The 23,678-nt window shown below is 70.6% G+C and carries 26 protein-coding genes; 12 read left to right on the top strand and 14 right to left on the bottom strand.

Translation table 11 applies throughout. The annotated features are described in order from the left end of the window. Nucleotides 1-47 precede the first annotated feature (47 nt). The 4 genes from ACFWQG_RS03385 to ACFWQG_RS03370 are packed head-to-tail and all read right to left on the bottom strand — an operon-like array spanning nt 48 to nt 4,778. A complete protein-coding gene (locus ACFWQG_RS03385; RefSeq protein ID WP_378506177.1) occupies nt 48-926 on the bottom strand; it encodes an ABC transporter permease in 879 nt (292 codons plus the stop codon). Then, nucleotides 923-1,882 carry an ABC transporter permease gene (locus ACFWQG_RS03380; RefSeq protein ID WP_378506176.1) on the bottom strand — a complete coding sequence of 320 codons (960 nt, stop codon included), beginning with the start codon at nt 1,880-1,882 and terminating at the stop codon, nt 923-925. The genes ACFWQG_RS03385 and ACFWQG_RS03380 overlap by 4 nt, the downstream gene beginning before the upstream one ends. A gap of 14 nt (nt 1,883-1,896) precedes the next feature. Further along, nucleotides 1,897-3,495, bottom strand: a complete 1,599-nt coding sequence (locus ACFWQG_RS03375) for an ABC transporter substrate-binding protein (protein WP_378506175.1) — start codon at nt 3,493-3,495, stop codon at nt 1,897-1,899. Further along, nucleotides 3,492-4,778, bottom strand: a complete 1,287-nt coding sequence (locus ACFWQG_RS03370; RefSeq protein ID WP_378506174.1) for an ROK family protein — start codon at nt 4,776-4,778, stop codon at nt 3,492-3,494. The genes ACFWQG_RS03375 and ACFWQG_RS03370 overlap by 4 nt, the downstream gene beginning before the upstream one ends. Nucleotides 4,779-5,208: 430 nt before the next feature. On the opposite strand from ACFWQG_RS03370, the gene ACFWQG_RS03365 reads away from it, so the two are divergent. Genes ACFWQG_RS03365 through ACFWQG_RS03355 form a run of 3 tightly spaced genes read left to right on the top strand, consistent with a single transcriptional unit; the run spans nt 5,209 to nt 9,226 of the window. Beyond that, the gene (locus ACFWQG_RS03365) at nt 5,209-6,153 is read left to right on the top strand and encodes a TauD/TfdA dioxygenase family protein (protein ID WP_378506173.1); all 945 of its coding nucleotides are present in this window, start codon (nt 5,209-5,211) and stop codon (nt 6,151-6,153) included. Then, the gene (locus tag ACFWQG_RS03360; RefSeq protein WP_378506172.1) at nt 6,153-8,462 is read left to right on the top strand and encodes an arylsulfatase; all 2,310 of its coding nucleotides are present in this window, start codon (nt 6,153-6,155) and stop codon (nt 8,460-8,462) included. The genes ACFWQG_RS03365 and ACFWQG_RS03360 overlap by 1 nt, the downstream gene beginning before the upstream one ends. A 20-nt stretch (nt 8,463-8,482) precedes the next feature. Continuing rightward, nucleotides 8,483-9,226, top strand: coding sequence for an SDR family oxidoreductase (locus tag ACFWQG_RS03355; protein WP_378506171.1), 744 nt, complete (start codon nt 8,483-8,485; stop codon nt 9,224-9,226). A gap of 6 nt (nt 9,227-9,232) precedes the next feature. On the opposite strand, the gene ACFWQG_RS03350 is transcribed toward ACFWQG_RS03355, so the two are convergent. Together ACFWQG_RS03350 and ACFWQG_RS03345 are read right to left on the bottom strand one after the other, a co-directional pair. Continuing rightward, nucleotides 9,233-10,450, bottom strand: a complete 1,218-nt coding sequence (locus ACFWQG_RS03350; protein ID WP_378506170.1) for an Ig-like domain-containing protein — start codon at nt 10,448-10,450, stop codon at nt 9,233-9,235. Between the two features lie 47 nt (nt 10,451-10,497). Continuing rightward, nucleotides 10,498-11,610 carry a UDP-N-acetylmuramate dehydrogenase gene (locus tag ACFWQG_RS03345; protein ID WP_378506169.1) on the bottom strand — a complete coding sequence of 371 codons (1,113 nt, stop codon included), beginning with the start codon at nt 11,608-11,610 and terminating at the stop codon, nt 10,498-10,500. Here ACFWQG_RS03345 and ACFWQG_RS03340 point away from each other — a divergent pair. Genes ACFWQG_RS03340 through ACFWQG_RS03325 form a run of 4 tightly spaced genes read left to right on the top strand, consistent with a single transcriptional unit; the run spans nt 11,609 to nt 13,996 of the window. Further along, a complete protein-coding gene (locus ACFWQG_RS03340) occupies nt 11,609-12,112 on the top strand; it encodes a DUF2505 domain-containing protein (protein ID WP_378506168.1) in 504 nt (167 codons plus the stop codon). The two genes, ACFWQG_RS03345 and ACFWQG_RS03340, sit on opposite strands and share 2 nt — an antisense overlap. Nucleotides 12,113-12,139: 27 nt before the next feature. Further along, nucleotides 12,140-12,643 (top strand): DUF2505 domain-containing protein, encoded by a 504-nt coding sequence (locus tag ACFWQG_RS03335; protein WP_378506167.1) that lies wholly within the window; start codon nt 12,140-12,142, stop codon nt 12,641-12,643. 54 nt (nt 12,644-12,697) lie between these two features. Further along, nucleotides 12,698-13,198, top strand: coding sequence for a DUF2505 domain-containing protein (locus ACFWQG_RS03330; protein ID WP_378506166.1), 501 nt, complete (start codon nt 12,698-12,700; stop codon nt 13,196-13,198). 12 nt (nt 13,199-13,210) lie between these two features. Further along, the gene (locus tag ACFWQG_RS03325; protein WP_378506165.1) at nt 13,211-13,996 is read left to right on the top strand and encodes a class I SAM-dependent methyltransferase; all 786 of its coding nucleotides are present in this window, start codon (nt 13,211-13,213) and stop codon (nt 13,994-13,996) included. 15 nt (nt 13,997-14,011) lie between these two features. Here the strand turns inward: ACFWQG_RS03325 and ACFWQG_RS03320 are convergent, their stop codons facing one another. Further along, nucleotides 14,012-14,605: a hypothetical protein gene (locus ACFWQG_RS03320; RefSeq protein ID WP_378506164.1), complete on the bottom strand. Its 594-nt coding sequence runs from the start codon at nt 14,603-14,605 to the stop codon at nt 14,012-14,014. Between the two features lie 120 nt (nt 14,606-14,725). On the opposite strand from ACFWQG_RS03320, the gene ACFWQG_RS03315 reads away from it, so the two are divergent. After that, nucleotides 14,726-15,505 (top strand): DUF2993 domain-containing protein, encoded by a 780-nt coding sequence (locus tag ACFWQG_RS03315; RefSeq protein ID WP_378506163.1) that lies wholly within the window; start codon nt 14,726-14,728, stop codon nt 15,503-15,505. Here the strand turns inward: ACFWQG_RS03315 and deoC are convergent, their stop codons facing one another. Further along, a complete protein-coding gene (gene deoC, locus ACFWQG_RS03310; protein WP_378506396.1) occupies nt 15,506-16,132 on the bottom strand; it encodes a deoxyribose-phosphate aldolase in 627 nt (208 codons plus the stop codon). An 83-nt stretch (nt 16,133-16,215) separates the two neighbouring features. Next, on the bottom strand, nt 16,216-16,803 hold the full coding sequence (locus ACFWQG_RS03305; RefSeq protein ID WP_378506162.1) for a TetR/AcrR family transcriptional regulator: 588 nt from the start codon (nt 16,801-16,803) through the stop codon (nt 16,216-16,218). 97 nt (nt 16,804-16,900) lie between these two features. Here ACFWQG_RS03305 and ACFWQG_RS03300 point away from each other — a divergent pair, with 97 nt between their 5' ends. From ACFWQG_RS03300 to purU, 4 genes are read left to right on the top strand one after another with little or no spacing between them, the layout of a single operon-like run. Then, nucleotides 16,901-17,341 carry a VOC family protein gene (locus ACFWQG_RS03300; RefSeq protein ID WP_378506161.1) on the top strand — a complete coding sequence of 147 codons (441 nt, stop codon included), beginning with the start codon at nt 16,901-16,903 and terminating at the stop codon, nt 17,339-17,341. A 59-nt stretch (nt 17,342-17,400) separates the two neighbouring features. Next, complete coding sequence (locus ACFWQG_RS03295) at nt 17,401-17,925, top strand: GNAT family N-acetyltransferase (RefSeq protein WP_378506160.1); 525 nt, start codon at nt 17,401-17,403, stop codon at nt 17,923-17,925. 38 nt (nt 17,926-17,963) lie between these two features. After that, nucleotides 17,964-18,785, top strand: a complete 822-nt coding sequence (locus ACFWQG_RS03290) for a class I SAM-dependent methyltransferase (RefSeq protein WP_378506159.1) — start codon at nt 17,964-17,966, stop codon at nt 18,783-18,785. A gap of 54 nt (nt 18,786-18,839) precedes the next feature. Beyond that, complete coding sequence (purU, locus tag ACFWQG_RS03285; protein WP_378506158.1) at nt 18,840-19,727, top strand: formyltetrahydrofolate deformylase; 888 nt, start codon at nt 18,840-18,842, stop codon at nt 19,725-19,727. 79 nt (nt 19,728-19,806) lie between these two features. Here the strand turns inward: purU and ACFWQG_RS03280 are convergent, their stop codons facing one another. The 5 genes from ACFWQG_RS03280 to ACFWQG_RS03260 all read right to left on the bottom strand — a co-directional run bounded on the left by ACFWQG_RS03280 (nt 19,807) and on the right by ACFWQG_RS03260 (nt 23,630). Next, nucleotides 19,807-20,829 carry an alpha/beta fold hydrolase gene (locus ACFWQG_RS03280; RefSeq protein ID WP_378506157.1) on the bottom strand — a complete coding sequence of 341 codons (1,023 nt, stop codon included), beginning with the start codon at nt 20,827-20,829 and terminating at the stop codon, nt 19,807-19,809. Between the two features lie 62 nt (nt 20,830-20,891). Then, nucleotides 20,892-21,809: a diiron oxygenase gene (locus ACFWQG_RS03275; protein WP_378506156.1), complete on the bottom strand. Its 918-nt coding sequence runs from the start codon at nt 21,807-21,809 to the stop codon at nt 20,892-20,894. Between the two features lie 142 nt (nt 21,810-21,951). Then, the gene (locus ACFWQG_RS03270) at nt 21,952-22,245 is read right to left on the bottom strand and encodes a DUF2516 family protein (RefSeq protein WP_378506155.1); all 294 of its coding nucleotides are present in this window, start codon (nt 22,243-22,245) and stop codon (nt 21,952-21,954) included. A 76-nt stretch (nt 22,246-22,321) separates the two neighbouring features. Beyond that, nucleotides 22,322-23,200 carry a heparin-binding hemagglutinin gene (locus tag ACFWQG_RS03265; protein ID WP_378506154.1) on the bottom strand — a complete coding sequence of 293 codons (879 nt, stop codon included), beginning with the start codon at nt 23,198-23,200 and terminating at the stop codon, nt 22,322-22,324. Continuing rightward, entirely contained in the window at nt 23,193-23,630 is a 438-nt protein-coding gene (locus tag ACFWQG_RS03260; RefSeq protein WP_378506153.1) for a helix-turn-helix domain-containing protein, read from the bottom strand. Before ACFWQG_RS03260 ends, ACFWQG_RS03265 begins: the two co-directional genes overlap by 8 nt. Nucleotides 23,631-23,678: the final 48 nt, after the last annotated feature.

Raw genomic sequence — 23,678 nt, 5'->3', positions numbered from 1 at the left:
GCGGGGTGGGGCGGGTGGATGGGTGGATGGGAGGGGTGGGGGGTGGGTCAGGACCGGCGGGCGGAGCCGAGGGCCTGGGCGATCAGCAGGAATCCGAGCACCAGCGCCGCGACGACGGCCAGCGGACCGACCACGAACGCCGGGTTCGCGTCGAGATTCGGGACGGCATCGGCGACGATCGAGCCCAGCGACGGTGCCGGTGGCCGGACGCCGATCCCGATGAAGCTCATCCCGGATTCGACGAACACCGCCACCGACATCGCCAGCGCCAGTTGGACGGCCAACGGCTCGGCGGCGTTCGGCAGTACGTGCGTGCGCAACGTCCACCAGCGGGACGCCCCGATCACCTCGGACGCCTCGACGAACGGCAGTTCCCGGATCCGGAGTACCTGGGTCCGCACGGTCCTACCGAACGCGGGGATCTCGGCGACCACGATCACGATCCCGACGGTCACCGCGCCGGGGCCGACGATCGCGGCAAGGGCGATCGCGAGGATGAGCGCGGGGAACGCGAGCACGACGTCGAACACCCGCTGCGCGACGACGTCCGCCGCCGGGTGCAGCGTCGAGACGAGGCCGAGCAGCGAACCCAGTACCGCGCCGATCGGCACGGCAATCAGGATGATCTGCAGGTTGATCCGGATTCCGTGCAGCACACGGGAGTACACGTCCCGGTTCACCTCGTCCGTGCCGAACCAGTGCGTCCCGTTCGGGCCAAGCAGGTTGGCCCCGGTGATCTGCTCGGTCGGGTCGAACGGTGCGATCCAGTGCGCCAGCAGGCCCGCCGCCGACACCGCCAGCACCAGGAGCACGCCGGCCAGCCCCTGCCCGCGGGTGAGGGCGACGAGCGCCGAACCGCGTCGGGCCGGTGCGGCGGGTGGCGTGCGGTCCGCGACCGCGGGGCTCTCGATCTCGGACACGCTCATGACGCTCCCCCGATCCGGACCCGCGGATCCAGGTAGGCGTGCACAACATCGGTAACGAGCTGAACGATCACGAAGACCGACACCGCGATCAGCAGCAGCACCTGCACCACCGGATAGTCGCGGCGGCTGATGCCCTGTTCGATCAACTGTCCGATGCCGGGCCACGCGAAGATCGCCTCGACGAGCACCGCGCCGCCGAGCAGCTGCCCGGTCTGCAGCCCGAGCACGGTCAGCATCGTCGGTAGGGCGTTGCGCAATGCGCTGCGGGTGACCAGGTTCCAGCGCGAGACCCCAAGCGCGCGGGCGGTCAGCAGGTACGGCTGCCGCATCTCGGTGCGCAGAGCCTCGGTGAGGAAACGGGTCAGCGCGGCGGCGACGGGCAGACCGAGGCAGATCGTCGGCAGCGCGAGGTACTGCAGCGAGATGTCGGGGCGGGCCAGGAACCCGTCCGGGGGGACGCCGCCCGCCGGCAGCACGGGAGCCAGCACCGCGAAGGCCAGCACCAGCAGGACGCCGGTCACGAAGGTGGGAAGGGCGACGGCGAGGGTGTTGACGCCAGCGACCAACCCGGTGAGCCAGCGCGTCGGCCACACGACGACGGCGACGGACAACGCGAGGCTCACCACCACCGCGAGCAGCAGGGCGGCGACCGCCAGCACGACGGTGTTGACGAGCGCGGCACCGACAAGGTCGGCGATCGGACCGCCGAGAACGAACGAGCTGCCGAGGTCGAAGGTCGCAACGCCCCCGATCCAGGACAGGTACTGCGCGGGAATCGACCGATCCAGGCCGAGCGCATTCTGGACCGCGGCAATGGTTTCCGGTGTCGCATCCGGGCCGGCGAGGGTGCTGGCCGGATCACCGGGGACGAGTCGAAGCACGAAGAAGATCAGCAGTGAGGCCACCACGAGGACCACCACAGCCGAGGGCACCCGACGCGCGAGGTAGCGCATCATGGCAGGCTCCTTTCTCAGGCGAGGTAGGTGTCGGTCAGCTGGAGCTCGGACCGTTTGGTCCACGAGATGCCCTGCACCGCTTCGGCCGCCGCAATCTGGTTGAGGATCACGCCGATCTCGATCAGGAACAGGTTGTCGAGCAGTTCGTCGCTCACCGCCCCGTATGCGGCGATGGCCTCGGCGCTGGTGCCGTCCGGCACCTGCCAGGCCGCGTCGGCGGCCGCGACGTACTCGGGACTGTCGAAGCGGGATGCGTTCTTGCGGGCGTTGAACGGGTAGGCGCTGACCGTCAGCGTGGACGGCACGTACTGCGCCCACGAATGGAAGGTGACCCACAACCCGGGGAAGCGTGCACCGATCAGATTCTTGACAAAGGTTGCGTACTCCTGCGGGTCGAGCGTGGTCGCGATACCGATATCGGCGAGGTTCGCCTGCACGATCTGCGCGGTCGCCTCGTAGAACGGATTGCCCGCCCCGTAGGACAGGGTCAGGTTCGGCACGGCACCACCGGATTCCGTCAGCAGGTCCCTCGCCGCGGCGAGGTCACGGGGATAGGTGGAGTTGCGGGCCTCGTCGTATGCGGGCGACGACTTCGGCCACGGCAGGTTCACCGGGTAGCCCGAGCCGCGGAACACCTCGGTGACGATCCGGTCGCGGTCCAGCGCATGGGCGATGGCCTTGCGCACCCGGAGATCGCCGAGCGCCGGGTGCGTCACATTGGTGCCGACGTACACCTGGAGTTCGGCCCCCTCCAGCGGGATAGCCTGGTAGCCGGCGGTGCTGCCCAGCGTTTCGACGTCCCGGTAGTTCAGTCCGTTGGCCAGCTGCACCTGACCGGAGCGGAGCGAGCTGAGCAACGCCTGCGCGTCCTGAATCACCGACACCTCGACCCGGTCGAGGTAGGGCCGCTCCGGGATCCAGTAGTTCTCGTTGCGTTCGAACGTCAGCGCGGTGTTCGGGGTGCGCGCGGTGAGCCGGAACGGTCCGGTCCCGATGAAGGCCTCGCCTGCGGCGAGCCTGTCGATGGACTCCCGGTCGAGGATCGGGACCGTGTCCAGCAGATCGAAGATGTTGCCAAGAGGGTGCGCGAAGGCGAGCACCAGCCGGTGCGGATCGGAGGTGTCGAAGGCCGTGATCGCGGCGGCCGTGCCGCGCAGCTGCGCCGTCCATTTCGGGTCCGCGTACGTGCGGATCGAGAACTCCGCATCCGCCGACGTGAAGGGGCGACCGCTGTGGAAGGTCACGTCGTCGCGCAGGTCGAGAGACAGCGAGAGCCCGTCCGCGGCGAGCTGCCACCCGGTCGCGAGCCGCGGTCGTGGCTCGACCCGGTCGTGCGGGTAGCTGATCAGGCTGTCGTAGGCCAGCCCGATCACGACGGTCGACCCGGCGGTGTTGGTCAGGAAGGTCGCGGGCAGCACGTCCTCGGAGATCCCCGCCTTGAGGGTTCCGCCGCGGACCGGTTCGGCGGCGCCCGCGGCACCGGCCTGCTGTTCCTCGACGGCCGACGCGCAGGCGCCGAGCAGTCCGGTACCGAAGATCGCGGCGGCAGCGATCCCGGCGCCGCGGAAGAAGGTGCGCCGATCGAGATGTGTGCCGAGAGGTGAAGTGCTCACTGGTGGTTCGTCCTTCTGATGGAGGTGAGGGGGTCTGCGTACAGAGAGCTCAGCGAGACGACGCCCGCCGCAAACTCCTGAACCCGGTTGCCGAAGCCGGTGATCCGAATGTCCGTGCGGGACAGGGTCGATGTCCGCGCAAAGGCCTCGGCGACGTGCGGAACTCCCGCGGGGTGCTCGGTGAAGGCCTGCCCGCCGAGGATCACCCGGTCGGGGTTGAACAGATCGCGCAGCATCGCGACCGTCCGGCCGAGGATCCGGGCCCGCTCGACCAATAGCTCCTGCGCGGCACGGGATCCGGACGCGGCCGCTCGATACACCGCGCCGATGCTCGCGTCGGCGGCGGCGATGCCGGGCACCCCGGCGTCGGCGGCGGCGGTGATCGTCGCGCGGTCGCCCACCGTTGCCTCGAGGCACCCGCGCGCGCCGCACGGGCACGGCGTCGACGAGCCGGTCGGCAGGTGCGCGATCGATCCGGGTCCGTTCGTCGGGGTGTGCACCCGACCGTCGATTGTCACTGCGACTCCCACGGTTTCGCGCGCATAGAAGTACAGGCCGGTGCCGACCGCGGCGTCGTCACCGGGGCGATGCGGCGCAAGCAGCAGCTCGGACGCCGCCATCGCCTCGACGTGCGGCGCCACCGACACCGGGAGGCCCAGTCCCCCGCCGATGGCCGGCCCGACCGGCGCCCCGGACCACCCGAGCCGCGGATGATCGACGAGGCCGGTCACCGGATCGACCCGGCCACCGAGTGCGACGCCAACCCACAGCGGCCGACGCCGATGCCAGCGGCCGACGAACGCCCGCGCGCTGTTGGCGATTCGCGCCAGCGCCAGGTCCTGCGGCCCGGTCGGGGTGGGAACCTCGACACCGCCGAGGATCCGACCCCGGAGGTCGATCGCGACGATCCCGGTGACGACCGCCCCGATGTGCACGCCGACGGTCAGGTAGGGCTCGTGGTCAACCTCGAACGGCACCCGCGGTCTGCCGACCGCACCCGATATGGCGAGGTCGGCGCGCTCCCTGAGCAGGCCGGCGTCGATCAGCGCGGCCACCTGGCGGTTCACGGTCGCGGTACTCAGCCCGGTGGCCCGCGCCGCGGCGTCGCGGGACACCGGCCCCCGCGCGCGGGCGACCCGGAACACGGCAGCGGCAGGCGAATCTCCCACCCACAGGTCGGGTCGAACGATCGGGGCGGGTGCTGCGGGGCGACGGACGGGGCGGACGGGGCGGCGGACGAACTGGGGCGAGCGGGCAGCGGACGGCAGGGTCGAAGTGGACACACGAGTTCCTTGCGCTTCGTCCTGAACAGGACACGGCCAACGGTCGGAGCGCGCTGCCGACGGAACCGGCCGCGTCCCTGGGGGTCCCGGGAACGGCCGGTCACGCCCGACGAGTGCGGGCGGTGTCGCAGAGGAAGGCGGCGGCGCGGGCTAGCGAGAAATACCGCTGGGGGAACAACACAGTTCCCGCGCATGAGGCAAGCGGGAACCCAGAGCGGCGGTCACGTAGGTGACCCGCATCGGGGTACGGCTGCCGGAAGTCATGGGCGAGAACGTAACACCCACCGAATTCTCCTGCAAGCGAGGGGAAATACCCGTGTCGGCCCGCGGTTGGGATCACGGTGACCGGAACCCTTGGCCGCGGCCACCCGCCCCGGTTCCATGGGAACCACGAACCGCCCTTCCGCTCAGCGACGACGAAAGGTCCCTCATGTCCCTCGATTTCGCTTCCCGCCCGGCCAGGCCCGCCACCCCGTCCGTCACCCGACTCGGCGCCCGCATCGGTGCCCGCATCGACGGCATCACCCTCGGCGGCGACCTCGATCCGACCACGATCGACCTGATCCGCACCGCCCTGCTCGAGCACAAGGTGATCTTCTTCCGCGGCCAACAGCATCTCGACGAGAACGGCCAGTACGAGTTCGCTCGGCTGCTCGGCGAGCCGACCACCGCGCACCCGACCGTCACCTCCCGAGGAGAGCGCATCCTGCCGATCGACTCCGAATACGGCCGCGCCAACAGCTGGCACACCGACGTCACGTTCGTCGATCGGATCCCCAAGGCGTCGATCCTGCGTGCCGAGGTGCTGCCGCCGTACGGCGGCTCAACGACCTGGGCATCAACCACCGCCTCCTACGAGGCCCTCCCCGACCCGCTCAAGGCGCTGGTCGAGCATCTGTGGGCGACCCACACCAACGTCTACGACTACGCCGCGAGCACCGCAGAGGACGTGAACGCGACCACCTCCGACTACCTCGACGAGTTCCAGTCCACCTACTACGAGACCCGGCACCCGGTGGTCCGGGTGCACCCCGAGACCGGCGAACGATCCCTCCTCCTCGGCCACTTCGTCAAGAGCTTCGTCGGCCTCGGCACCACCGAGTCGCAGGCGCTCTTCCAGCTGCTGCAGGCGCGGATCACCAAGCTGGAGAACACCACCCGGTGGAACTGGGAGGCAGGCGACGTCGCGATCTGGGACAACCGGGCCACCCAGCACTACGCGATCGACGACTACGACGGCCAGCGTCGGCGCCTCACCCGGATCACCCTCGCGGGCGATATCCCGGTCGACGTGCACGGCGAGCGCAGCCGGATCGTCTCCGGCGACGCCTCGCACTACTCACCCATCGACGCCCCGGTGCGGGCCGCGGGCTGATGACCGTCCCCCCGCACGCCCGAGGCTACGAGGGCTTCACCGGCCGCATCGGCCGCACCGTCGACGACTCGACCCCCGCATGGCCGGATGCACCGGCGGCAGCGCCGGGGTCCCCGAACATCGTCGTCGTGCTGGTCGACGACATGGGGTTCAGCGACATCGGCCCGTTCGGCTCCGAGATCGACACCCCCCACCTCGACCGGCTTGCCGCCTCGGGTGTGCGACTGACGAACTACCACACCACCCCGCTGTGCTCGCCGTCCCGGGCGGCGCTGCTGACCGGCCTGAACCCGCACCGCGCCGGCTACGGCTTCGTGGCGAACGCGGACCCCGGATTCCCCGGACTGCGGCTGGAACTGTCCGACGACACCCAGACCCTGCCGGAGATCCTCCGGGCCGGCGGGTACGCGACGTACGCGGTCGGCAAGTGGCACCTGGTCCGGGACGCAAACCTCCGCCCCGGCGCGACCCGGGACTCGTGGCCAACGCAGCGCGGGTTCGACCGCTACTACGGTTCGCTGGAGGGACTCAACTCGTTCTTCCACCCGAACCAGCTGGTGTCGGACAATTCGGCCGTCGACATCGAGGAGTACCCGGAGGGCTACTACCTGACCGACGACCTAACCGACAAGGCGGTGTCGTACCTCAGGGACCTGCGCGCCCATGACGCGGATAAGCCGTTCTTCCTGTACTTCGCCCACGTCGCGATGCACGGACCGTTGCAGGCCAAGGACTCCGATATCGCCAAGTATCGGGGCCGGTACGCGCGGGGCTGGGACGCGGTGCGGCAGAGCCGCTTCGCCTCGCAACTCGCGCAGGGCCTGTTCCCGGCGGGGACCGAGCAGGTTCCCCGGAACGTCGAGCCCGGATTCGATGTGCCCGAATGGGATTCCCTCGACGCCTACCGGCGGGCCCGGTTTGCCCGGTACATGGAGGTGTACGCGGCGATGGTCGACTCGGTCGACCAATCCGTCGGGCGGATCCTGGACACCATCGAGGACTTCGGCGAGCTCGACAACACCATCGTCGTGTTCACCTCCGACAACGGCGGCACCGCCGAGGGCGGCCCGGAGGGGACGCGCAGCTACTTCGCCGAGTTCGCGCGCGTCCCCGACCCGGAGTGGGCGGGCGACGTCCCCCACGACGAGGCGCTGATCGGATCGGCGCGGCTGGGCGTGCACTATCCGCGGGGGTGGGGGCAGGCGTCGAACACCCCGTTCCGGTTCTACAAGGGGCAGTCGTTCGCGGGCGGGGTCCGGGTGCCGTTCGTGCTGTCCTGGCCGGCGGGTCTGCGGAAGGGGCACGGGGACAACGGCGTCCGGGACCAGTTCGCGTACGTCACCGACCTCACCCCCACCCTGCTCTCGCTCGCGGGTGTCGGCGTTCCCGGCCACCGGAAGGGGGTGCAGGTCAAGGCATTCGACGGTGTCGACGCATCGGCGATGCTGCACGACCGGGCAGCATCGAGCACCCACACCGAGCAGTACACCGAGATGGTCGGGAACCGTGGGTTCTACCGTGATGGCTGGAAGCTGCTGGCCCTGCGGCCGGAGGGCGACGTCGACGCCCCGCGGTGGCAGCTGTTCGACGTGCGGGCCGACCCCACCGAGATCCACGACGTCGCGGACCGGTATCCGGAGACGGTGGCCGAGCTGGCCGCCGCGTGGGACGAGTCGGCATGGGCGAACACCGTCTTCCCGCTGCTCACCCCGGCGGGGTTGGCCACCCGCCGTCCTGCCGAGCTGACGCTGGCCCGTCCGGTTCGCATCGTGCCGGGGACACCGACCCTGGAGCGGTACCGGTCGTCTCAGTTGATCGCCTTCCGGGACTTCGATATTCGGGTGGATCTGACGGCGTACGTAGCCGGCGACGAGGGCGTGCTGGTCGCCCACGGCGACGTGCAGGGCGGGTACCTGCTCTATGTCGAGGACGGTCACCTGGTGTTCGGCGTCAACAGTTACGGTCGCTACGCCTGCGTCGACGCCGGGCCGTTGCCGCCGGGCACCCGGCGGATCGAGGTGTCCGCCGTGGTGGCCCGACGGCTTCGGTGGGACTTCACGATCCGCGTCGACGGCGAGGACGTCGCTCGTCTGCTCGGGCAGGTCCAGCTCGTCGGGATGGCGCCGTGGACCGGCATCTCGGTCGGTGTCGACGCCCGCGGGCCGGTGTCGTGGGAACTGCGAGAACGCCGAGGACCGTTCCGGTACACCGGGAAGCTGACCGCGGTGACGTACTCCCCCGGACCGGTCGGCGTCCCACCCGCCGCGGTGCGGGAGATCGAACGCGAGGCCGAGTACGCGGCCGACTAGAGGCGCCTACGCTGAGGGCCATGACCATTTCGCCGCAGGATCAAGTCGCCGTCGTCACCGGAGCGAGCTCCGGTATCGGGGAGGCCACCGCCCGCACGCTGGCGGCGCAGGGCTTCCACGTGGTGGTCGGGGCCCGTCGCGTTGACCGGCTCGAACGGCTCGCCGAGGACATCGGCGGCACCGCACTCGAACTGGATGTCACCGACGACGACTCGGTGGACGCGTTTGCCGCGGTCGTGCCGCGGGTGGACGTGCTCGTCAACAATGCGGGCGGCGCGAAGGGCCTTGCCGCGGTGACCGACGCCGACCTCGACGACTGGCGCTGGATGTGGGAGACGAACGTCCTCGGCACCCTGCGGATGACGAAGGCGCTGCTGCCGAAGCTGATCGCGTCGGGCGACGGCCTGATCGTCACGATCACCTCGGTTGCCGCGTTCGAGGCGTACGACAACGGGTCCGGCTACACGTCGGCGAAGCATGCGCAGGCGGTCCTGCACCGGACCCTGCGCGGCGAACTGCTCGGTCAGCCGGTGCGGCTGACCGAGATCGCGCCCGGCGCCGTCGAAACCGAGTTCTCCCTGGTGCGGTTCGACGGCGACGAGGAGCGGGCCGCGAAGGTGTACGAGGGCATCACGCCCCTGGTGGCCGCGGACGTCGCCGAGGTGGTCGGGTTCGTCGCGTCCCGGCCCTCGCACGTGAACCTGGACCAGATCATCATGAAGCCGCGGGACCAGGCCGCCCCCGGCCGGTTCGCCAGGAAGTAGCGCGGGTCAGCCTGCCGGCGCCGCGACCGGGGTCGCGGCGGCGGGCAGCGCGGACATCGACTGCCAGGTCGGCCAGTCGATCGCCCAGTCGTAGATGTCGCCGTCGGCGGCCGACAGGTCGATGCGGGTGCCGGTCACCTCGACGGGGTCGCCGTACCGCGCGGTCCCGAAGTACTCGGCCGCGTCGGACATCGACAGGTTGATGCAGCCGTTGGTGACGTTCGCTGCGCCCTGCACCCCGGTGGTCAGCGGGTTCGCGTGGATGAATTCGCCGTTGTTCGAGATCCGCACCGCCCAGCGTTCGCGGACGTTCTCGTAGTACGGCGGGTTCGACATCAGGAAGTCCTCGTACTTCTCGGTGACCACGTGGATTCCGCTGCGGGTGACGTTCCGGTCCTCGTTGCCCTCGCCATAGCTGACCGGGATGTCCATGATGGTCTCGCCCTCGCGGACGACCTGCATGCGGTGGCTGGTGGCGTCCGCCTTGACGATCTGGCCGCGGCCGATCGTGAAGTCGAGGGTGAAGTCGGATTCGCCGTACGCGCCGTCGCCGTAGTCGACTCCGTACAGGTTCCCGGCGACGTGCACGGCGGTGCCGGGCGTCCAGTACTCGCGGGGGCGCCAGTGCACCCGCGAGCCGCCGTCGTCGGGAAGCCACGCCCACGATCCGATGGTGGGCGGGGTGGTGGTGATCGTCAGCGCCTTCTCGACGGCGGCCTTGTCGGCGACCGGGGCGTCGAACTTGAGGATGACCGGGGCGGCGATGCCGACCTCCTGCCCGTCCGCGATGTAGGTGGTCAGGGAGGTCACCGAGCGCGGGGCGACGGTCGTGAACGCGCCGCGTACGGGCGCCGAGTCGCCGTCGGTGCCGACGGCGGTGCCGGACCAGGTGTAGGTGGCGTCGTAGCCGAGGGGTTCGGTGACCGTGTAGGTCCGCTGGTCCGCCGACAGCGCACCCTGCACGATCTTGCCGGACGGGCTGGTCAGCGCGACCCCCTGCAGGGTGCCGTCGGTGACGCTCAGGGTCACCGGTGCGGTCGGGCTCACCCCGTCCGCGCCGTCGGCCGGCGTCTGGGTGACGACGGCGGCCGGGTCCTTCGCGGGCTGCGCCGAGGGGTCGACGGCACCCGAGGCGCACCCGGCGATCAGCGCGACCACCGCCGTCAGCAGTGCGAGCACCGTCAACCGGCGTGTCCGTTTCGTCCGAATACCCTGTTCAGCCACGCAATCCACGGTACCGACGATCACCGCCGGTACCGGTGCCTACCTGGTCACACCGTGAACCCGACCGTGACCGGCTCCGGTTCCAGGCGTACCCCGAAGGCGTCCTCTACCCCGGCGCGGACGTCCCGCGCCAACCCGAGCAGATCCGTCGCGGACGCCGTGCCGCGGTTCGTCAGCGCGAGGGTGTGCTTCGTCGACAGCCGGGCCGGCGCGTCCGGGCCCGGGTACCCCTTCCCGAATCCGGCCCGCTCGATCAGCCAGCCCGCCGACAGTTTCGTGCCACCGGCGCCGGGGTAGCGGGGCACCGCGACGTCGCCGAGGCGGGAGCGGATCGCGGCAAGGACGCCGGGCAGGTGATCGTCGGCCACGACCGGATTGGTGAAGAAGGAACCGGCGCTCCAGGTGTCGTTGTCGCCGTCGTCAAGGACCATGCCCTTGCCGGACCGCAGCCGCAGGACCGCCTCGCGCACCGTCGCAACCGGCCGCCGTTCGCCCTCCTCCGCCCCGAGCGAGGTCGCCAGTTCCCGGTACCGCAGCGGCGCGCTGAGACCGTCGGCGGCGGCGTCGAACTCGACCGCCAAGACGACCGCGGCGTCGGTGTGCTTGAGAATGCTGGTGCGGTATCCGAGTCCCAGGTCGGCGGGCTCGACCCAGCGCACCTCCCCTGACGTGCGGTCGAGAAGTCGGACCCGACGCAGCAGGGAGCCGACCTCGACGCCGTACGCGCCGACGTTCTGCACCGGGGTCGCGCCCGCGGAGCCGGGGATCCCGGACAGGCACTCGAGCCCGCCGAGACCCGCGGCGACCGCTGCCGCGACCACGTCGTCCCAGCCTGCCCCCGCCTCCGCGGCCACCACCCGGGCATCGAGCCGGATCCCGTCGTTCGCGACGCGGACGACGACGGCGTCGACGCCGGCATCGGAGACAAGGAGGTTCGAGCCCCCGCCGAGGATCAGCACCGGGACCCCGGCCGTGTCCAGCGCCCGCACCACCCCGGCGACGGCCTCGGCGGTGCGGCAGGTGAGCATCGCGCGGGCGGGGCCGCCGACCCGCAACGTCGTCAGCCGCGACATCGGCACGTTCACATCCAGTTCGGCGCCGAACTCGGCCGCCACGTCCTCCGCTACCCGCACGACTGCACACGGTAGCGTGCCCGGCATGGCCCGCCGCATTCCGCATTCGTCCAGTTATCCCCAGCCGGTGGCGCGGGTCCACGCCGCCCTGACCAGCGAGGGGTACTGGCGGGACCGGATCGCCGAGGCGGGCGGGGAGCATGCGCGGGTGGATCGTGTCGACGTCGGCGAGGCCACGATCGCCGTCGAGATGACGCAGACGATTCCCGCCGAACAGCTGCCGTCGATCGTGACGAAGATCCGTCCGGGCGACCTCGAGATCAGCCGCACCGAGGACTGGGGGCCGCTCGCCGGTGACCGCGCGACCGGCACGTTCACGGCGCGGGTCGCGGGGCTGCCCGGCGAGCTGACCGGCACCCTGACGCTGGACGGCGACGCCACCGGGGCGACGGTGACCCTGGATGGCCGGGTGCAGGTGTCGCTGCCGCTAATCGGCGGCAAAGTCGAGGCGGTGATTGCGGACCGGATCGAGGAACTGCTCCGGCACGAGGACGAGTTCACGGCCGCCTGGCTGAGTGGAAACAAGTAGTTCGAAGGGCATGTAATCTGCCCGACTATGTCACGCCGAATCGAACTGACCCTGACCTACAACGCGCCCGCAGCGGCCGTCCACCACGCACTGACCAGCCGCGACTTCTGGCTCCCCCGCGTCGAGAAGAACGCCGAGAACGGCGTCACCCTGGACCACCTCAAGGACGGCCCGGGCACGGTCGACTGCCAGATCAGCCAGGTCCTCGACAAGGACTCGCTGCCGTCGCTGGTGTCCAAGGCCGTCAAGGGTGACCTGGTCCTGACCCGCGGCGAGGCCTGGGGCCCGTTCGAGAACGGCCAGGCCAACGGCAAGTTCACCGTCACCACCACCGGGCTGCCGATCACCGCCTCCGGCACCGCCGTCCTCACCGACGCAGGCGCGCAGTCGACGATGACCCTCGAGGGTGACGTCGAGGTCGCGATCAAGCTGATCGGTGGCGCCGTCGAGGGCATGGTCGCCGACCAGGTCGTCGAGATCCTCGGCCGCGACCAGGCCGCCGTCGAGGAATGGGTCGCCGCGAACGCCTGATCCCGCCATCGGACCGGTGTGGTCGATGCGTGCCGAGCCGGTAACCTGCCGGTCATGGCTCGCCGCATCGACTACTCCGCCCGGTACACCCACTCGCCAGAGAAGGTGTACGCCGCGCTGGCCGACCGGGACTACTGGGAGGCGCGGATGATCGAACTGCGGAAGTTCTCGGACAACGACGTGGAGTCCTTCGAGGTCACCGACTCCGGCGTCGACCTGGTCTTCCATCACGTGATTCCCCGCAGCTCCCTGCCCGACATCGCGCAGACGGTGATGAAGAAGGACATGATCATCACCCGCAAGGAGCACTACAGCGCGTTCGGGGACCCGGTCACCGGCACCTACGAGGCATCCATCCCGGCGGGACCGGGCAGCCTGTCCGGCACGATGTCGCTGTTCGGCACCGACACCGGGTCGACCCTGCGGACGTCGTCGGAGGCGAAAGTGTTCATCCCGTTCGTCGGCGGCAAGCTCGAGCAGCTGATGCTGGTCAACCTCGTCGACCTGTTCCGGACCGAGGCCCAGGTCACCGCCGACTGGCTCGCCAAGCAGTAGCCGCGGCCCACCATGAACCGCGCCGCCAAACCGGACGGCGTCATCACCCGCGGCACCACCGGCATCAACCGGTTACGGCGCAGCGACCGCTGGCTGATGCACCGCCCCCGCATCGCGGACCTGCTCCGGTCCGCCCCCGACCCGCTGGTCGTCGACCTCGGGTACGGCGCCCGTCCCGACACCACCTTCGAGCTTGCCGCCCGGCTGCGGACCGTCCGGCCGGACCTGCGAGTGGTCGGCCTGGAGATCGATCCGGCGCGGGTGGTGCCCGGCCGGGACGGGGTCAGCTTCGCCCGCGGCGGCTTCGAACTCGCGGGCCTGCGGCCGGTGCTGGTTCGGGCGTTCAACGTGCTCCGGCAGTACCCGGAGGACGCCGTCGCCGGTGCGTGGACGCGGATCCGGTCGTCGCTGGCCCCCGGCGGGCTGCTCGTCGACGGCACCTGCGACGAACTGGGGCGACGCTGCGCGTGGGTGCTAGTTGCCGAGGACGGCCCGGTGTCGCTGACGTTGGCGTGGGATCCGTTCGACGTCACCCGACCCGGTGACGTGGCGGAGCGGCTACCGAAGGCGTTGATTCACCGCAATGTCCCCGGCGAGGGGGTGCACGAGCTGCTGCGCGCCGCCGATCGCGCGTGGGCGGCGGCGGCCCCGAACGCCCCGTTCGGGCCACGGGTCCGGTGGCGCGCCACCCTGGACATGCTGCGCGCGGAGGGCATACCGGTGGAGGTTCCGCGCAGGCGCCTGCGGGACAACGTGCTCACGGTGCCGTGGTCGGTCGTCGCGCCGTCGGGCAGCTGACCCGCTTGCCCGCGGTCACGCCCACGCCGACAGCGCCCGCCGCACCCGCTGACGCACCCGGGTGGTCCCCACGTCGGAGCCTGCCTCCAGTTCGTCGCGGTCGAGTCGGCCGATCGCGAGGGCGTCGCCGACCACCTCGTCGAGCACCCACTGCGACACCCCGCCGTCCGCGAGGTCGAGCACCGTCCGCAGCGGTGTCGTGATCCGGAAGGCGCCGGTGTGCTCGGTGTCGCCGAGGGCCAGCTCGCTGTGGTGCACCGCGACCCGTTCCAGACGCGGATGCCCGTCGTCGGCCGCGGTCACGTGCAGGAAGCTGGGATGCAGATGGCCGAGCCCGTGCAGCTCGGCGGCGCTCTGGTGGGAGACGACGGCGCCGTCGAGCCGGACGCAGCACCGCGCGACGTCGTCGAGGTCACCGGACCGCCACGGCATCAGCCGGAACACTCCCGGGTCGGGTTGCGACCACACCCCGGCGACCACCGCGTCGGCCATCTCCTCCGCCGAATACCCGCAGGCCCTGGCCTGCGCCGGGGTGAAGTAGCCGTCCTGCGCGCCTGCCCGCTCCCGCAGGATGCCGTCGCGTTCATCCCTTACCGGGGTCTCGTCCATAGTCGACAGACTACGGCCATATTGTGGTGTGCGTCACATCGACGCGCGTGGGTGATTCCACACGAAATCGTCCCGTGTGTTCTCAGAACGGACTCAGGAATCTACGGAAGAATCCGTGCAATGGCTTCCACGACGCAGGCCCCCACCGCGAGCACGCGGACCAAGCGCACCCGGGCGCTGACGATCGCGCTGGTCGTCATCGTCGCTCTCGTCGCCGTCCTGATCGGCGGGGAGTTGTACCTCAGGAACAACGTCAAGCAGTGCCTGGCATCGCAGTTCGAGAGCCAGCTCGGCTCCCAGGTGGATCTCGGGCTCAGTCCCAAGCCGGTGCTGCTGCAGGCGATCGACAAGAAGGTCCCGTACGTCACGATCGCCAGCGACGACTCCAGCTTCGGCCCGGCGAAGGACATGCACGTCGAGGCCAGGGTCAACGACCTCGACCTGACCACCTCCGCCACCTCCGGCGGCACGGTCGGCAGTTCAACCGCGGACATCGACTGGTCCACCGAGGGCATCGCCGCCACCATTCAGGGCGAGTCGTTCGGTTCGCTCGTCAGCGCCGTCACCTCGGACGCGGCCGCGGGCACCCTGCAGTTCCAGGTTCTCGGCAACCTCGCGCAGCTGACCGTCCGGCCGACGGTGTCCGGCGGCGTCGTCCAGGTGGAGACCGTCGGCGCGGAGATCCTCGGCCTCGGACTGCCGACCGACCTGGTCAGCGGCATCGTCGACATGCTGACCAGCAGCCTGCAGTCCTTCCCGCTGGGGATGACCGCGCAGTCCCTCACCGTCACCGACAGCGGCCTGCAGTTGTCGCTCGCGGGTGGCGCGTACACGATGCCCGCGCCGCAGCCCGGCGCGCAGACCCAGGCGGTGCCGGATAGCTGCTCGATCCTGATGTGACTAGGGCGGGAACCCGTCCAGCACGGCACGGGTCCCCGACAGGCCGAGCCGGGTTGCGCCGGCCTCGATCATCGCGCGGGCGGCGTCCGCGGTCCGGATGCCGCCGCTGGCCTTGACCCCGAGCCGGTCACCGACCGTCGCCGCCATCAGGCGCACGGCGTCGACGGTCGCGCCGCCCGCCGGATGGAAGCCGGTGGACGTCTTGACGAAGTCGGCGCCCGCCCGCTCCGCGGCCAGGCAGCATTCGACGATCGCCGCGTCGGGCAGTGCCGCGGTCTCGAGGATGACCTTGAGAATCGTGACATCGGCGATGCCCTCGCGGACGGTGAGGATGTCGGCGAGCACCGCGTTGTAGTCGCCGGCGACGGCGGCGCCGATGTCGATGACCATGTCCACCTCGTCGGCCCCCTGCTCGACCGCGAGCCGGGCCTCCGCTCCCTTGACGAGGGAGTGATGCTTCCCGGACGGGAACCCGACGACCACCGCCACCTTCGGGCCGTCGGCACGCACCGGCAGCATCGAGGGTGACACGCACACCGCGTACGCGCCGAGCTCGCCCGCCTCCGCCACCAGGGACGCGACGTCGACTGCGGTGGCCTCCGGCTTGAGCAGGGTGTGGTCAACCATCGCGGCGACCCGGGCGCGGGTGAGGTTCTCGGTCACCGGACGAGCTTCGCATGCGGCGCGCCGGGATCGGGGCAGCCCCGTCGTCAGGGTCGCAGCGCGTCGAGCATGCGCCGCAGCAGCGGCCACGCCTGCTCGATTCCCTCGGTGGCGCTGCCGAGGGACGCCGCCCACAACGCCGCCTCGTTCATCGCACCGGACAGCAACGCCTGGCAGGCCTGCACGTTCCCGACCTCGATCAGGCCCGCGGCCTCGAGGTCGGCGAGCACCCCGGCAAGCAGCCGACCGGAGTGGCGCAGGTCCTGCTCGCGCCAGTCGTTCCAGCCGAGCACCGCGGGCGCGTCGACGAGCAGGATCCGCCGGACGTCGTCGCGAACCGAGGCCTCGAGGAACGCGCGGCACCCCGTCCCCAGCGCCTCCCACGGGTCGGTCATCCCGTCGGTTGCCTCCGTGATCGCGGCCGCGACCTGCGCCTGGGCGTCGGAATGGACGGCGAGGAAGACTCCCCGCTTGCTGCCGAAATGGTGGTAGACCGCACCGCGGGTGACGCCCGCGCCCGCGGCGATCTCGTCGAGTCCGACGTCGGCGACCCCGCGCCGACCGAACTGGCCGCGGGCCGCGTCGAGGATCGCCGCGGCCGTCGCCTCACTCTGCTGCCTGCTGGCGCGCGCCATGCCGTCACCCCTTTCCTGCTTGCCCAGTTTACATACAGCGTGTATGTATGGATTTATACATACACACTGTATGTAAACCTCCGAGAGGAACCCCGCCATGTCCGTGACCAGCGTGTACCCCGTCCTGATGACCCGCGACGTCGAGTCCACCGCCCGGTTCTACCGGGAGCACTTCGGCTTCCTCCCGGCGTTCGAGGCCGACTGGTACGTCAGCCTGATCCGCGACGGCCACGAACTCGCCGTCCTCGACGCCGATCACGAGACGGTTCCCGCCGCGCTGCGCGGCACCTGCACCAGCGGCCTGATCCTCAACATCGAGGTCGACGACGTCGACGACGTGCATCGCCGACTGGTGACGAACGGCGACCTCGAGGCGGTGCTGCCGCTCCGCTCGGAGGCCTTCGGGCAGCGGCACTTCATCGTCGCCGGCCCCGGCGGGGTGTTGATCGACGTGATCACGCCGATCGCGCCGGACGCCTCGTTCGCCGCCGGGTTCACCGACGCGGCCACCGACGCGGCCACCGACGCCCTGTCCTGAGGGCCAGCCGCGCCCGAAATTCCGTTGCGGCCCGCGCCTCGAGAGGCCAGACTCGACCGGTGCTGATCCGCCGTGAACGAGCAACCGATATCGACGCCATCGCCGCCGTGCACCGCTCGGCGTTCGCCAACGAAACCCCGCCGGGCGCCACCGAACCGGTCGAGGTCGCCCTGGTGGCCGCGCTGCGGGCGTCGGATGCCTGGATTCCCGCCCTGTCGCTGGTGGCCGAGGGCGCCGACGGACGCGTGGTCGGGCACGTCTGCCTGACCCGCGGCACCGTCGGCGAACGCCCGGCGCTCGCGCTCGGGCCGATCGGGGTCGCGGCGGACACGCAGGGTGGCGGTGTCGGATCAGCGCTGATGCACGCCGGACTCGGCGGCGCCGACGCACTCGGTGAGCCCCTCGTCGCACTGCTCGGCCACCTCGACTACTATCCGCGATTCGGTTTCGTGCCCGCCGCCGACCTGTCGATCGATCCCGGGGTTCCGGACTGGGTGAGCCACTTCCAGGTGCGGGCCCTCGACGCGTGGACGCCCGAGCTGCGCGGCGAGTTCCGTTATCCGCGAGCGTTCTACGCTCTCTGACGGTTCTGCCCGCGAGGGCCGAGGACTACCGTGACTGCATGGGTGCCGACGATCTCACCGCCGTGCGCAATGCGGGCGCGACCGAGTTCAGCAGGCTGACACCGACGGTGTGGGGTCCGGCGGGTGCGGCCCTGGCATTCCAGTTGCGGCTGCGGCCCGGCGAGTCGGTGCTCGACGTGTGCTGCGGCGCAGGCGCCGCCGCGCTGCCCGCCGCGGCCGCGGTCGGACCGACGGGGCTGGTGCACGCGGTCGACCGGGCCGACGACCTGCTCGAGCTGGGGCGCCTCGCCGCCTCCGACCGGGCACTGCACAACATCGATTTCGTGCGGGCCGACGCCGCCGCGTGGGAGCCACCGAGCAGCGTGCCGCGCGGTCGCTACGACGTGCTCTCCTGTTCGCACGGCGTCCACCTCCTGCCCCATCCGACGGCGGCCGTCGCCCGGCTGGTGCGGCTGCTGCGTCCGGTCGCGAAGGTCGGGGTCACGGTGTGGCGGCGGGGCGCGCTCGACCAGGTCGGCTCCGCGTTCGCGGACGCGCTGGCCCGGCTGGCGCCGGGGTCCCGGCCGCCGGACCCCCCGACGGCGTCGACGCGGCTCGACACCCCGGACGCTCTTCGCTCCTGGCTGACCGCCTATGGCGCGGGATCCGTCGAGGTCACCGAGCTATCGAATCTTCTGCCCACAACCCCGGAGCTGGCGTGGGATCTGGTGCTCGGGACCGCGTTGCGGGCACCGCTGCTCGCCCTGGCCGCCGACACCGTTGCTGCGGTTCGGGTCGAGTTCCTCGCGCTGCTGACCGAGCGTGATGTCGAGGTCGTCGACGCGGGGACACTCGTCGCGACCGCGGTGGTGGTGCACTGACGGCGATCGCCGGGTTGGGGGCCGGACCGGTCAGACACCTGCCAGACTGTGCGCATGAGTAGGCCCTCCGAAACCGACGACCGCCGCTACGTCCTGACCCTCGGCACCCCCGACCGGACCGGCATCGTCGCCCGCATCTCCACGTTCCTCGCCGACGTCGGCGGGTCGATCGTCGAGGCCGCGTATCACGCCGACCCGGACTCCGGCTGGTTCTTCACCCGGCAGGCCGTTCGCGCGTCGTCGATCGCGCTCGGACTGGACGAGCTGCGGGAACGGTTCGCGGCGGTGGCCACCGAGCTGGGTCCGGACACCGAGTGGACCCTGCACGATTCGGGTCAGCGCAAGCGGATCGTGCTGCTGGTCAGCAAGGAGGGCCACTGCCTGCACGATCTGCTCGGCCGCGCCGCGGGCGGCGAGCTCCCCGCCGACATCGCCGCGGTGATCGGCAACCATCCGGACCTCGAGGAGGTCACCCGCAGGCACGGCATCGACTTCCACTACGTGTCGTTCCCGAAGGACCCGGCCGACCGGGGCCCGGCGTTCGAGCAGGTCCGCAAGCTCGTCGACGTCCACGCCCCGGACGCCGTCGTCCTTGCCCGGTTCATGCAGGTGCTGCCCGCCGAGCTATGCGAGCACTGGGCCGGCCGCGCGATCAACATCCACCACAGCTTCCTGCCGTCGTTCGTCGGCGCCCGCCCCTATCACCAGGCCTTCACGCGGGGCGTGAAGCTGATCGGCGCCACCTGCCACTACGTCACCGCGGAGTTGGATGCAGGCCCAATCATCGAGCAGGACGTGATCCGGGTGGACCATTCCGACGAGGTCCGCGACATGGTCCGACAGGGACGCGACATCGAGAAGCTGGTGCTCGCCCGCGGACTGCGCTGGCACCTCGAGGACCGGGTACTGGTGCACGGCCGCCGGACCGTCGTCTTCAGCTGACGCGGCTCCGCCGCCCGTGCGTGATTTTCACCCCGGTCGGGGTGAAAATCACGCACAGTTGCAGGGTGCCGCGGCGCTCTCAGAGTTGCCGCAGGCGGCGAATCTCCGCATTCACCTCGGCAGGTGCCTCGACGGTGCTCATGTGCCCGATGCCGGGCAATCGGATCAGCCGGGACAGGTGCTCGTCGGCGTCGAGGCGTTCGCTCATCCGCACCGAATGGATCTGCGGGGTGAGCCGGTCCGCGGTCCCGACGAGGACGGTGGTGGGCACCGTCAGGTGATCGAGCGACGCGCCAATGTCCAGGGTGCTCAACGCGCGGCCCCAGCCGCCGCGGGTGGCCGGGCTGCACTCGCGGACGATCCGCACGCAGAAGTCCACCTCCTGCCGGGTCGACCCGGGCGCGAGCGCGACGTACTGGACCCCCTTGCGGGTGAGCGGGCTCGCGATGAGCGGCGCCTTGGAGCCGAGGATCGCGGTGCCGACCGGGACCGGGATCGCCGGGCCGCGCTTCGGCCGCGGAATGATCGTCGTCTCGGCGACCAGGTGATCGGATCCGGTGCTCGCCAGCATCACCGCGGACGCCATGGCCTCGACGTGGTCGGGGTACTTCAGCGCCCACGACATGATCGACATGCCACCCATGCTGTGGCCGACGACGACCGCCTTCCGCCCGTCGGTGACGGTGGCGGCGAGGACGGCGTCGAGGTCATCCCCGAGCAGTTCCGGGGTCAGCGGCGTCGGCCCGATGCCCGTCCTGCCGTGGCCCCGCTGGTCGTAGACGACGACGCGGTAGTCGTCGGCGAGCGCGTTGATCTGCGGGTGCCAGAAGGTGGTCGAGCAGGTCCAGCCGTGGGAGAGCACGATCGCGGGGGCGCTCGGGTCGCCGTAGGCGAGCACGTGGATCGGATGCCCGTCCGCGGAGACCACCGGCACCGTCTCCGGATGCAGGATCGGGTCGGACAGTGCCGGGTTCGGCGCGTCGGTCGGTGCGGACGCGGCGCCCCGCCGCGAGCGGACGGCAGCGCCGACTCCGGCGACCGCGGCGAGGGCGGCGGCTCCGACGAACCATCGTCGCGCCGAGGCGCGTGAACTGACCGACACTGGAACTCCTTCACGGCGAGTTGCTGCCGGAAGGGCTTCCGGCAGCAGGTTTCTTGCGGGACTCAGAGGATGTGGGCGCGGCGCATCAGCAGGGTCGACGGACCGCCGATCAGCCCGATCTCGTCGAGGAACTCGATCGTCTTCGCGCTGCCGGAACGAATCCTGTCCTGGTAGTGCGTGTTCGACCGGGCCGCCGCGCGGGCCCGCGCCGGGTCAAGGCCCGCGGCCTCGTAGACCTTCGGATTCACCAGGCTGGTCACCACGAAGTAGGCGGTGACGCCGAGCATGAACCGGATCCGGGCGCGGGTGAATCGGGAGAGGCCGACGACGCGACGCGCGGCCTCCTCGCGGGCGAACTTGATGTGCCGGGCCTCCTCGAGGACGTGGATCCTGCTGACCGTGCGGGTGATCGGCTGGACCCGGTCGTCCTTCATGAAGTCCCGCTGCATCATGTCGAGGATCTCCTCGGCGAACAGCGTTCCACCGTAGGCGAGCGAGCCGCTTGCGGTGGCCTTGAACGGGCGAGCGGACTGCCGGATCCAGGCCCGCGGCTGGTACGACGGAACCCCGAATCGGGTGGCGGCCTTCGCGAACATCGTCGAGTGCCGGCATTCGTCGGCGATCTCGGTGAGCGCGAACTGGAAATGCGGCGTCGCGGGGTCGTGCGAGTAGACGTCCCGGAGCAGCATCTGCATCAGGATCATCTCGAACCAGATGCCGGTGCCCGCGATGCTCGCCGCCTCGTGCTTGGTCAGGGTGACGCGCTGCTCCTCGGTCATCGACTCCCACAGGTCGGTGCCATAGAGGCTGCACCACTCCGGTGTCATGCCGTACAGGTCGTCGGGGATGGGCGCATCCCAGTCGATCTCGACGAGCGGGTCGAACGATTTGCGGGCGGCCGACGCGAGCAACCGCGACGCGGTCTCCTGGCGGTTGCCCACCCGCATCGCGGTGGAGGGACTGTCGTGGACGATCGGCATGGCGACCTCCTCGTCGAGTGCCTCGGCCGACTGTGCCAGCCGCCGTCGGCGCCTTCCCGGTACGCCGACCTACACCTCAACCATGCGTCGTCGAGATACCCGTTGTCAACGGTATCTGTGACTTACATTCTCAGAAAGTTGGTCACCAGCGGGGGCCGCGCTGAACCTCGTCGACCCGCGGCCGCACATCGACCAGATAGACGCAGATCGCGACGACCGCGACGAGCCCGAACAGGGACACGACACCGAACAGGAACACCATGAGCATGGCGGCGGCGAGAATGCCGATCCAGATGGGCTTGCTGAGCTTGTCGACCGCGGTGAACGCGTCCGTGCGCTGCCGGACGGCATGAAACAGCGCGAAGGCACCCGCACCCAGGGCGAGGAGTCGGAGAGCGATCATGATCAGCGCGGTCAGGTTGTAGGCCGTGGTCACGAATCCATCCTAGTCGGCGACGGCTCCCCCGCCGCGGGTGCAGCGAGGGAGCCGTGCGTTCGTCCGTCGAGACGGGTCAGGCGTCGGTCGCCTTCGGCGCGGCCTTCTTGGCGGGCGCCTTGGTCGCGGTCGGCTTGGCGGCGGTCTTCGCCGGTGCCGGCTTGGCTGCGGTCTTCGCCGGGGCGGGCTTCGCGGCCGCGGTCTTGGGCTGCGCGGCCTTCGCCGGGGTCGCCTTGGCCGGGGCAGGCTTGGCCGCGGGAGCCGGGGCGGGCTTCGCGGCCTGCTTCGGTGCGGCGGAGGCCACCTTGCTGGCGGCCGACTCCGTGGTCGCCTCGGCCTTCTCGCCCGCCCCGACGAACCGGCTGGCCACCTGCTCGCCCGCGTCGGCGACGGCATCGGACACCTCGTCGGCCACGTCGCTGATCTTCTCCGCGGCGCGGCCCGCGAGCTTCGCGGCCTGCTCACCAACGGCACGGGTCTGCCGAGCCACGGTGCCCAGCGCCTCCTCGGTCAGCGTCGCGGCATCTTCGAACGCCGATTCCGCGCGCTCGAGCCCCTCCTCGACGGCCGCCTGCTTGCGCAGCCGCTCGACCGTTTCCTCACCGCGCTCGGCCAGCGAGGTGTAGATGTCCGATGCCACCTTGAGGTAGGCCTCGGCGACCTTGCGCAGCTCGTCGGCGGTGAACTTCTCGCGCAGCTCGGCGAGCTCCTCGGGCAGCTCGGACGGCAGCCCGGCGAGCCGCTCCCGCAGCGATTCGACGCCCTCGGTCAGGTCGCCGGTCAGCTTGTCGAAACGCTCCTTGGCGCCGTCGACGGTGAGGTCGTCACCGGCGGTGGCGGCGCGTTCGCGGACCTGCGCGACGACGTCGGCGACGGCCTGCACGACGACGTCGCCCGCGCCGACCGCGGCGTAGAGCGGGGTGATCACGGTGTCGAGACCCTTGATGTCAGTCATCTTCGTTCTCCTGTTGATCGGGCTGGGTTTCCGTTCGCGGCTCGTTCTCACGCCGGAACGATTCGTAGATTTCGAGGAGCACCTGCTTCTGCCGCTCGGTGATGGAGATGTCGGACAGCAGTGCGTCCCGCACCGGACTGGCTGGGCGTTGCTCGAGCAGTCCAGCCCGCATATACAGCACCTCGGACGACATCCGAAGGCCCTTCGCGATCTGGCCGAGGACCTCGGCGGACGGCTTGCGCAGCCCGCGCTCGATCTGGCTCAGATACGGATTGCTGACCCCCGCCAACTGCGACAGTTGGCGCAGCGACACCTGCGCGGCTTCGCGTTGCGACCTGATGAAGCCGCCGATGTCCTGCGCTGCAGAGCTGACCACCCGGGCCGCGACGTCGCCGGCACTGTCACCGGTCGATCGGGTGTCGTCGGTCATGCTCTGCCTCCCTCCCCTGTGTGCGCCGTCCACGGTACGGGAGGGTGC

The organism is Rhodococcus sp. NPDC058532, assembly GCF_042719255.1.
Lineage (GTDB): Bacteria > Actinomycetota > Actinomycetes > Mycobacteriales > Mycobacteriaceae > Rhodococcus_G.
This window is presented reverse-complemented; position numbering and strand designations above follow the sequence as displayed.